This window comes from Pseudomonas sp. FG36, assembly GCF_057809275.1.
The window spans coordinates 167777-177129 of record NZ_JBMDJQ010000008.1; the positions used below are offsets into that span (position 1 = coordinate 167777).

The 9353-nt window shown below is 66.7% G+C and carries 11 protein-coding genes; 9 read left to right on the plus strand and 2 right to left on the minus strand.

Translation table 11 applies throughout. The features are described 5' to 3' along the window. The first annotated feature begins 178 nt into the window (after positions 1-178). The 9 genes from ACODS9_RS09180 (at position 179) to ACODS9_RS09220 (ending at position 7514) form a co-directional block, all read left to right on the plus strand. A complete protein-coding gene (locus ACODS9_RS09180; RefSeq protein ID WP_489093763.1) occupies positions 179-1372 on the plus strand; it encodes a PepSY-associated TM helix domain-containing protein in 1194 nt (397 codons plus the stop codon). A 114-nt stretch (positions 1373-1486) separates the two neighbouring features. Continuing rightward, on the plus strand, positions 1487-2671 hold the full coding sequence (locus ACODS9_RS09185) for a PepSY-associated TM helix domain-containing protein (RefSeq protein ID WP_046855225.1): 1185 nt from the start codon (positions 1487-1489) through the stop codon (positions 2669-2671). After that, a complete protein-coding gene (locus tag ACODS9_RS09190) occupies positions 2668-3204 on the plus strand; it encodes a thiamine pyrophosphate-binding protein (RefSeq protein ID WP_489093764.1) in 537 nt (178 codons plus the stop codon). Before ACODS9_RS09185 ends, ACODS9_RS09190 begins: the two co-directional genes overlap by 4 nt. After that, positions 3201-3518, plus strand: a complete 318-nt coding sequence (locus tag ACODS9_RS09195; RefSeq protein WP_028692195.1) for a hypothetical protein — start codon at positions 3201-3203, stop codon at positions 3516-3518. Before ACODS9_RS09190 ends, ACODS9_RS09195 begins: the two co-directional genes overlap by 4 nt. Further along, the gene (locus ACODS9_RS09200) at positions 3515-4084 is read left to right on the plus strand and encodes a DUF6162 family protein (protein ID WP_367858728.1); all 570 of its coding nucleotides are present in this window, start codon (positions 3515-3517) and stop codon (positions 4082-4084) included. The genes ACODS9_RS09195 and ACODS9_RS09200 overlap by 4 nt, the downstream gene beginning before the upstream one ends. A gap of 10 nt (positions 4085-4094) precedes the next feature. Continuing rightward, positions 4095-5006, plus strand: coding sequence for a metal ABC transporter substrate-binding protein (locus tag ACODS9_RS09205; protein ID WP_038706328.1), 912 nt, complete (start codon positions 4095-4097; stop codon positions 5004-5006). Continuing rightward, positions 5003-5749, plus strand: a complete 747-nt coding sequence (locus tag ACODS9_RS09210) for a metal ABC transporter ATP-binding protein (RefSeq protein ID WP_489093765.1) — start codon at positions 5003-5005, stop codon at positions 5747-5749. The genes ACODS9_RS09205 and ACODS9_RS09210 overlap by 4 nt, the downstream gene beginning before the upstream one ends. Next, on the plus strand, positions 5749-6648 hold the full coding sequence (locus ACODS9_RS09215; protein WP_489093766.1) for a metal ABC transporter permease: 900 nt from the start codon (positions 5749-5751) through the stop codon (positions 6646-6648). The genes ACODS9_RS09210 and ACODS9_RS09215 overlap by 1 nt, the downstream gene beginning before the upstream one ends. Then, entirely contained in the window at positions 6645-7514 is an 870-nt protein-coding gene (locus ACODS9_RS09220) for a metal ABC transporter substrate-binding protein (protein WP_489093767.1), read from the plus strand. The genes ACODS9_RS09215 and ACODS9_RS09220 overlap by 4 nt, the downstream gene beginning before the upstream one ends. Positions 7515-7556: 42 nt before the next feature. On the opposite strand, the gene ACODS9_RS09225 is transcribed toward ACODS9_RS09220, so the two are convergent. After that, on the minus strand, positions 7557-8525 hold the full coding sequence (locus ACODS9_RS09225) for a DUF1615 domain-containing protein (RefSeq protein ID WP_489093768.1): 969 nt from the start codon (positions 8523-8525) through the stop codon (positions 7557-7559). Positions 8526-8635: 110 nt separating this feature from the next. After that, a complete protein-coding gene (locus ACODS9_RS09230) occupies positions 8636-9187 on the minus strand; it encodes a hydrolase (RefSeq protein WP_489093769.1) in 552 nt (183 codons plus the stop codon). Between the last annotated feature and the right edge of the window lie 166 nt (positions 9188-9353).

Genomic DNA, 9353 nt, shown 5'->3' on the forward strand with positions numbered 1-9353 from the left:
AGGGGGACGTTTCGGGAAGCAGGCAAATTAGTCCCGGCGCAGGAACCTGCAGCAACAGGCAGGGCAACCTGGAAACACTTGCTTGCAATTACCCCATCAGGTTTTGCCCTGCTCATGCGTCTCTTTCTGATACGGCCGGGCAATCCGCCCCTTAATTCGCCATTGACACTGTGTACCCATGTCGAAAAAGTCACGCTCGAAAATCTGGTTCCTCGTGCACAGCTGGCTGGCGCTGCCCATCTGGTTCTTCGTGCTCATCGTCTGCGTCACCGGCACCCTGGCGGTGATCAGCAAGGAGATCGTCTGGCTGGCCAACCCGGAAACCCGCGCCAATCCGCCTTCGGATGACGCCCGGCGGTTGTCCTATGACGAGCTGCTGGTGGCCATGCAGCGCGACGAGCCTGGCATCGCCGTGGCCAGCCTGATGACCCTGAGCGAGTCGCACTTCGCCATGCTGTCGGATGTCACCTACCCTGACGGCCGCACGCTGAGGGTCTACGTCAACCCCTACACCGGGCATATCCAGGGCGTTCCCCCGCAGTTCAACTTCGAGGAATTCACCCGCGCCCTGCACGGCTGGTGGCTGGTGCCGCACACCAATGGCTACAGCTGGGGCTGGTACCTGGTATCACTGCTCGGGCTGCCGATGCTGGCTTCGCTGGTCACCGGCCTGGTGATCTACAAACGTTTCTGGAAAGGTTTCTTCAAGCCGACCCTGCGCTTCAACCAAGGCGCGCGGATCTTCTGGGGCGATTTCCACCGCCTGAGCGGCATCTGGTCGATCTGGTTCATCGCGGTGATCTCCATCACCGGCACCTGGTTCCTGATCAAGGCCCTGCTCGCCGACAACCATATCGCCATCTCCAGCCAACCCATCGTGCCGGTGGTGGCACGGGAGACGGTGCCGCTGACCGCCGACGGCAGTCCGACGCCGATGATCAGCCCGGACGAGGCCGTCAGGATCACCCAGCGCGAAATCCCCGGCTTCACCGTCGACTACGTCGGCTTCCCTAGCAACGCCTATGCCCATCTGAGCATCGGCGGCATGAGCTGGTATCCACTGGTGTACCAGAAAGCCGAGATCAACCCCTATACCGGCAAGATGGAAGCCAGCCGCCTGCTGGGCGATCGCAAGGCGCTTGAAATCGTCACCGAGTCCATGCGCCCGTTGCACACCGGCGAGTTCGCCGGCCTGACCACCAAGCTGATCTGGTTCTTCTTCGGCCTGCTGCTGAGCATGATGGTGCTCAGCGGCCTGCTGATCTGGAGCAAACGTACCGCCCTGGCCACCGCCAACGCGCTCAAGCGCAGCCAAAAGCAGGCACGCACGGCCAAGCAGCCGGTTGCAACGGAGGTTACGTCCAGTTCTTGAAACATTTTCTTTCATTTGCTTTGGCAGCTTTCTGATTCTCATTCGTCCTTACTTATGCAGCCCTCCAGGTTGAGCACAGACTCGACCGTATTTTTTTATGCAGAAGACCGACCGATGGCCCGACAATCGAGAAAGAAATCCAATTCCAAGCTGTGGTTTCTGGTGCACAGCTGGCTTGCCCTGCCGATCTGGTTCTTCGTCCTGATCGTCTGCTTCACCGGCATGCTCGCGGTGGTCAGCCAGGAAATCGTCTGGCTGGCCAATGCCGACGTGCGCGCCAGCAAGCCCGACGACGACAGCCAGCGCCTGAGCTACCAGCAGGTGCTCGATGCCATGCACAAGGCCGAACCGGACCTGGCGGTGCGTTTCTTCAGCCAGCCGGACGGTTCGCACTTCGCCCTGCAGGCCTCGGTGACCCGCGCCGACGGCACCAACGCGCTGCTCTACGTCAACCCGTACAGCGGGGCAATCCAGGGCCAGCGCCCGGACTTCGACTTCGAAGCGTTCACCCGCGCCCTGCACGGCTGGTGGCTGGTGCCCTTCACCAACGGCTACAGCTGGGGCTGGTACCTGGTGTCGCTGCTCGGGCTGCCGATGCTCGCCTCGCTGGTCACCGGGCTGGTGGTGTACAAGAAATTCTGGCGCGGCTTCTTCAAGCCCGTGCGCACAGGCCATGGCCGGCGGATCTTCTGGGGCGACCTGCACCGCCTGGCCGGCGTGTGGTCGATCTGGTTCATCGCGGTGATCTCCATCACCGGCACCTGGTTCCTGATCCAGGCGATCCTCGGCGACAACCACGTGACCATTTCCAGCGAGCCCGTGACCCCGGTGATCGCCCGCCAGCAGGTCCCGCAAACCCCCGATGGCAGCCCGGCGCCACGTATCGACCTGGACGAAGCGGCGCGCATCGCCACCCAGGCGGTCCCGGGCCTGGACGTCAGTTTCATCTCGCTGCCCGCCACCGCCTACAGCCACTACAGCATGGGCGGCCGTGGCTGGTACCCGCTGATGTTCCAGACCGCCGAGGTCAACCCCTACACGCGCAACGTCGACGCCCAGTTCCTGCTAGGCGACCGCTCGGCCCTGGAGTTCGTCACCGAATCCATGCGCCCGCTGCACACCGGTGACTTTGGTGGCCTGGCGATCAAGCTGATCTGGTTCTTCTTCGGCCTGGTGCTGACCCTGATGGTGTTCAGCGGCCTGCTGATCTGGACCAAACGCACCACCCAGGCCACCCGCGCCGCCCTCAAGCGCGGCGAACGCCCGGCGCGCCCAATCACCCTGGAGGCCCACTCTTGAGCCAGACCGACACCCTGCCGCCCAGCGGCCTGAAGCAGCTGTGGCTGAAATGGCGCTTCCACCTGAACATCCTGCTGATCCTCGTGCCGCTGGGCTTCATGCCCAAGTACTTCGCCGACGCCAGCCTGTTCCGCGGCGACAGCGGCCTTGGCGCCAACATCATCCAGGACGTCCAGGTCGGGCGCTGGACCCTGGACCTGGCCGAGCTGCGCGACGAAGCCCCGCGTGCCGAAGGCCCGGCCGGCTACTTCAAGGCCTTCAATGCCGCCTGCGGCAACTGCAACGACGGCGCCAAGGCCATCTACCTGCGGGTGGGCAAGCCGCGCAGCCTGCGCGCCGCCGGCACGATCTTCTTCGGCGCGCCGGCGCGCATGGGCACCTCGCTGCCGATCCCGCCACGCACCCGTCGCGACGCCGACATCTGGATCACCATCGAAGGCTGGGACGGCAAGATGTACCAGGCCTCGGTGCCGCTGGCCAAGGCATCCCCCGCCACCGCGGCCTGGCTTGAAAAACAAGGAGGCAACAAATGAAACAGCTGATGCGCAGGCTGGCCCTGCCCCTCTTGGCCCTGGCCGCCACCCCGGCGCTGGCGCACAACCCCATGTGCGAGTGCACCGAGCACGGCGAACAGATCACCTGCAAGGGCGGTTTCTCCGACGGCAGCGGCGCACCGGGGGTTACCCTGGACGTGATCGGCTACGACGAACAGGTGCTGGTGGCGAGCAAGCTCGGCGACGACTCGACCCTGACCTTCAAGCGCCCCGACGGCGAGTTCTACGTGCTGTTCGACGCCGGCCCCGGCCACGTGGTGGAAGTCGACCACGCCGACATCGGTGCGCCATGAGCCGCGCCCAGGTGGTGCGTCCGGCCGGCGCCGGGCACGAGACCCTCTACGTGCTGTTGGCCGCCGTGCTGATCGTGGTGCTGGCCGCAAGCGTGGTGGCCGTGCGCGGCGAGCGCGAGGATGAACAGGCCATCGCCGCCCACCAGCTCGACGCCCGCCGCGACCTCAATGCCGCCGAACAGGGCATCCACACTGACCTGTGGGTGGCCGTCGAGGAGATCCGCGCACTGCGCGAGGACAATGGCGTCGCCCCGGACGCCCAGGCCCTGGCCGACGAGGGGCTGCCACCCTTCGTCAGCGACGCCAGCAGCCAGAGCCGCGGCAGCCACCAGTGGTCGTTGCTGGCCAACGGTGCCTACCTGGGACGCAGCCAGGAGGCCCAGGTGGCCGGCAGCTTCCTGGTGATCCTGCCCGCCGCCAGCGATGCCCAGCCTGATGTCTGGCTGCGCCGCGACAGCACCGCCCTGCCCCCGGACGCGCTGGACAGCGATGCGCTGATCGCCGCCGGCTGGCAGCAGATCGTCACCCACTACGACGCCGGGGTCACCCGCCAACACCGTCACTAAGGACCTGCCCATGCTCCGCTTCGCCCGCCGCACCCTGGCGCTGCTCCTGGCCTGCGCCCTGCCCGCCCTGGCCCTCGCCGACAACGGCAAGCCCCTGCGCATCGGCATCACCCTGCACCCCTACTACAGCTACGTGAGCAATATTGTCGGCGACAAGGCCGAAGTGGTGCCGCTGATCCCGGCCGGCTTCAACCCGCATGCCTACGAGCCGCGCGCCGAGGACATCAAGCGCATCGGCAGCCTCGACGTGATCGTGCTCAACGGCGTCGGCCACGACGACTTCGCCGACCGCATGATCGCCGCCAGCGAAAAGCCCGACATCAGGACCATCGAGTCCAACGCCAACGTGCCGCTGCTGGCGGCCACCGGCATCGCCGCCCGCGGCGCCGGCAAGGTGGTCAACCCGCACACCTTCCTGTCGATCAGCGCCACCATCGCCCAGGTCAACAACATCGCCCGCGAACTGGGCAAGCTCGACCCCGACAACGCCAAGTTCTATACGCAGAATGCCCGTGCCTACGCCAAGCGCCTGCGTGGCTTGCGTGCCGAGGCCCTGGCCAAGGTCACCCAGGCGCCGGACGCGACCTTCCGCGTGGCCACCATCCACGCCGCCTACGACTACCTGGTGCGTGACTTCGGCCTGGAAGTCACCGCCGTGGTGGAGCCTGCCCATGGCATCGAGCCGAGCCCGGCGCAGTTGAAGAAGACCATCGACCAGCTCAAGGCGCTGGACGTGAAGGTGATCTTCTCGGAGATGGACTTCCCCTCGGCCTATGTCGACACCATCCACCGCGAGTCCGGCGTGCGCATCTACCCGCTCACGCACATTTCCTACGGCGACTACACCAAGGAAAAGTACGAGGTGGAGATGAAGCGCAACCTCGACACCGTGGTCCAGGCCATCCAGGAAAACCGCACATGACCGCCGCCGCCAACCTCACCAGCGCCTGCGGGCCGCGCATCGAGTTCGACGGCATCGACCTCACCCTCGGCCGCACGCGCATCCTCGAAAACGTGCGTTTCAGTGTCGCCCCGGGCAGCGTGCACGCCATTGTCGGCCCCAACGGCGGCGGCAAGAGCTCGCTGATCAAGACCTTGCTCGGGCAGATGCCGCACCAGGGCCAGTTGACCCTGCACTGGCCCGGCGAGCGCGAGGTGATCGGCTACGTGCCCCAGGCCCTGGAGTTCGACCGCGGCCTGCCGATGACCGTGGATGACTTCATGGCCGCCATGTGCCAGCGCCGCCCGGCGTTCCTCGGCCTGTCGCGGCGTGTGCGCCCGGAAATCGACGCGGCGCTGCAACGGGTGGGCATGCTCGACAAGCGCAAGCGGCGCATGGGCGCGCTCTCCGGCGGCGAGCGCCAGCGCGTGCTGCTGGCCCAGGGGCTGATCCCCGAGCCGCAGTTGCTGGTGCTGGACGAGCCGATGTCGGCCCTCGACGAGGCCGGTATCCAGGTGTTCGAGCAACTGCTGCACGGCTGGCGCCAGGCCGGCACCACCGTGCTGTGGATCGAGCACGACCTCGAAGCGGTGCTGCGCCTGGCTGACCGCGTCACCGGGCTGAGCCGCCAGGTGCTGTTCGACGCCCCGCCGGCCCAGGCCTTGACTCCCGAGCGCCTGCTCGGGCTGTTCTCCGTTCACCCGCGCAGCGAGAGCCTTGCCTGATGAGTTTCGAAACCTTGCGCCAACTGGTCCAGGACTGGGCCACGGCTGGCTATCTGCCGGAGGCACTGGCCTACGGCTTCGTGGTCAACGCCCTGCTGGCGGGCCTGATGATCGGCCCGGTCCTCGGCGGCCTGGGCACCCTGGTGGTGGTCAAGCGCTTTGCCTTCTTCTCCGAGGCGGTCGGCCACGCGGCGCTCACCGGGGTGGCCATCGGCATCCTGCTCGGCGAGCCCTACACCGGCCCGTACGGCAGCCTGTTCGGCTACTGCCTGCTGTTCGGCATCCTGCTCAACTTCCTGCGCAACCGCACCGGCCTGTCGCCGGACACCCTGATCGGCGTGTTCCTCTCGGTGTCGCTGGCCCTGGGCGCGAGCCTGTTGCTGATGCTGGCCGGCAAGATCAACGTGCACATCCTCGAAAACGTGCTGTTCGGCTCGGTGCTCACCGTCAGCGCCCACGACCTGCTGGTGCTGGGCATCGTCGCGGTGCTGGTGCTGGCCCTGGCCCTGCCGTTGTACAACCGCATCATGCTGGCCAGTTTCAACCCGCAGCTGGCGGCGGTGCGCGGGGTCGCGGTGAAGACCCTCGACTACCTGTTCGTGGTGCTGGTGACCCTGGTCACCGTGGCCTCGGTCAAGGTGATCGGGGCGATCCTGGTCGGCGCCCTGCTGGTGATCCCGGCGGCGGCGGCGCGGCTGGTCAGCCAGTCGCTCAAGGGCTTCTTCTTCGTCTCGGTAATCATCGCCACCCTCAGCACGTTGCTCGGCATCCTCATGCCGATCGTCTTCGACCTGCCGGTGCCCTCGGGCGCGGCGATCATCCTGGTCGCCGGGATCTGCTTCGCCCTCTGCGCCCTGGCCCGCGCCCTCATCCCACGCCTGCAAGGAAACCCGGCATGACCCTGAAGAAACTCACCCTGGCCCTGGCCCTGAGCGGCATGCCGCTGCTGGCGGGCGCCACCGAAGTGCTGACCACCCTGCCGGTGACCCACAGCCTGGCCAGCGCCTTGCTCGACGGCACCTCGGTGCAGCTCAAACGCGCCGCGCCGGCCAACCTGCCGGCCAGCCGCCAACCTTCGTATTTCAGCGGCCGTGGCGGCGCCAGCCTGCACAAGGTGGCGCAACAGGCCGACGCGGTGATCGGCGTGCGCTCGATCTGGCGCGACGACCCGCTCTACCCCATGGCCCGGCGCAGCAACATCCGCATCGTCGAGATCGACGCCGCGCGCCCGGTGGACGGCGCCCTGCCCGGTATCGCGGTCAAGGGTGACGAAGCCTTCGCCGCCTACCCCTGGCTCAACCCGACCAACCTGGGGCGCATGGCCGACGTGGTGGCCAATGACCTCGAGCGCCTCTCGCCAGCGGACAAAGCGAAGATCCAGGCCAACCTGGCCGGCATCAAGCGGCAGATGCTGGAGCTGACCGCCAACAGCCAGACGCGCCTGGCCGAGGTCGACAACCTGACCGTGGTCAGCCTGTCCGAACGCCTGGGCTACCTGGCCAGCGGGCTGAACCTGGACGTGGTCGAGCAGGCGCTGCCGGCCGACGACAAGTGGGATGAAGCGGCGCTCAAGGCGCTTGCAGACAACCTCAAGGCGCAGGACGTGGCGCTGGTGCTGCACCATCGCCAGCCGGATGCCAAGGTAGCCGAAGTGATCGCCGCCGCCGGGGCGAAGCTGCTGGTGGTGGAGAGCGACGCGGACGATACCGTGGCCGGGCTCAAGGCCAGTGTCGAGCAGGTGGTCAAGGCGCTCGGCAACAGTTGAAGCTTTTGCAGGAGCGGCGGCGCCGCTCCTGCATGAACCACGTCAACGCTTCATGCAACGCTGATAACGCTCATCCACCCTTCCGGCAAACCACGCCGTGGTCAGCTTGCGAGTGATCTTCGGACTTTTCAGCTCGATCCCCGGCAGCACCGCCCTTGGCAAGGGCTTGCCGGCCTTTGCTTCGGCCAGGGCAAAGACCTCGCGGTACAGCTCGGTCTCCTCCAGCGTCAGGTCATTCTCTTTCTCCAGCTGCGCCCTGATCTGCGGATTACGCAGCCCCAGCTTCGCCCCCAGCTTGCGCGCCGCCTGCTCGGTGGTGCCGGGCATGATCGCGCCGGGGGCAATCAGATCGCCGTCGAGCGCCAGCGTTACCCCACTGGCGCGGCTCAGCGCCGCCTGGAACGCGGCGTTGCGGCTGGCGTACCAGCCGGCGTTGAAGTCGGCGAAGCGGTACAGCTGGCGTTGGTAATGGGTGGGATAACCCAGCAGGTGGGCAATACCGAAGTACATCCCGCCACGGCGGCTGAACACCTCCTGGCGAATGCTGCCCGGGTGGTCGTAGGGATAGCCCTTGGCGTGCTGTTCGGCAAAATCCACGCTGACTTGCATCGGCCCGCCGGTACGCACAGGGTTCAGCCCGCCCAGCAACGAACGCCCCAGCGGCAGGCCACCGATCACCTCGTCGTACAGGGCGCTCAGTTGTTTTTCACTGCGCACGGCGAGCAGGCGTTGCTGGTAGGTCTTGCCGTTGGCCGAAGGCGTGCTCAGGGCGCCATCGACCAGCAGACGAGGCACATGCAGCCGAGCCGCCCTACGGTCGATCTCCTCCCGGGCGATGCGCCCCAGGTTTGGCACTTGAGGGTCGGCATTGAAGGTGGATTCCTGCTCGGTCACTGCCAGCACGGCGCACAGGTTGCTCTTGCTCGGGCTGATGCCCTGGGCCTGGAACGCCACCTGGATATCCTCGGCCCAGCCCTGGCGGTCCTTGACCTGGGCCGGCAGCAGGCGCATGAGCTGGGCGCGGACCTTGGCCGGGTCGGCCTCCGCCGCCTCTTCGCGGCGCCCGGCGCAGCCCTGCAGCAGGCCGAGCGCCAGCAGCCCGAAGGCCCACAGACGCCCGTTCAGGGTTGCTCCCCCACCAGGTAGGTCTTGCTGATCTGGCGGAACAGCGGATGGCTGGAGCTGCCCAGCAATTCGAACAGCACCATCTCGCGGGTGACCAGCTGCGCCCCGGCATCGCGCATGCGCGCTAGGCCCGCCGCCTTGCTGGCCGGGGTGCGGCTGTCGCAGGCATCCTCGACCACGAACACCTGCTTGCCCAGGGCCAGCAGGCCGAGCACAGTCTGCAGCACGCAGACATGGGTTTCCATGCCACAGACGATGACCTGCTCGCGCGCCAGCAGGCTGGGCGGCAGGCATTCGGCGGCGACACAGGAGAAGTGCATTTTCTCGACGACCTCAGCGGCTGGCGCCGCGGCCTTGAGGGCGGCCAGGGTGTGGCCCAGACCCTTGGGATACTGCTCGGAGATCACGGTGGGCAGTTCGAGTTCGGCGGTTGCCGCCAGCAGCCAGCGGGCGCGGGCCGCAGTGCCCTCGGGGTCGCTCATGGCACCGATGAGCTTCTCCTGGATATCGACGACCAACAGCGTGGCCTTGCGAGGATCGATCAGCATTGTCAGCCTCATGCCTGGGGAAAAGGCTAGCCTTACCCAGGCGCGGGATGACGTCAATCAAAGCAGCATCTGGGCAAGTTGCCGTTGCAGTTCTGTTGCCGTTGCGGTTCTGTTGCCGTTGCCGTTGCCGTTGCCGTTGCCGTTGCCGTTGCCGTTGCCGTTGCCG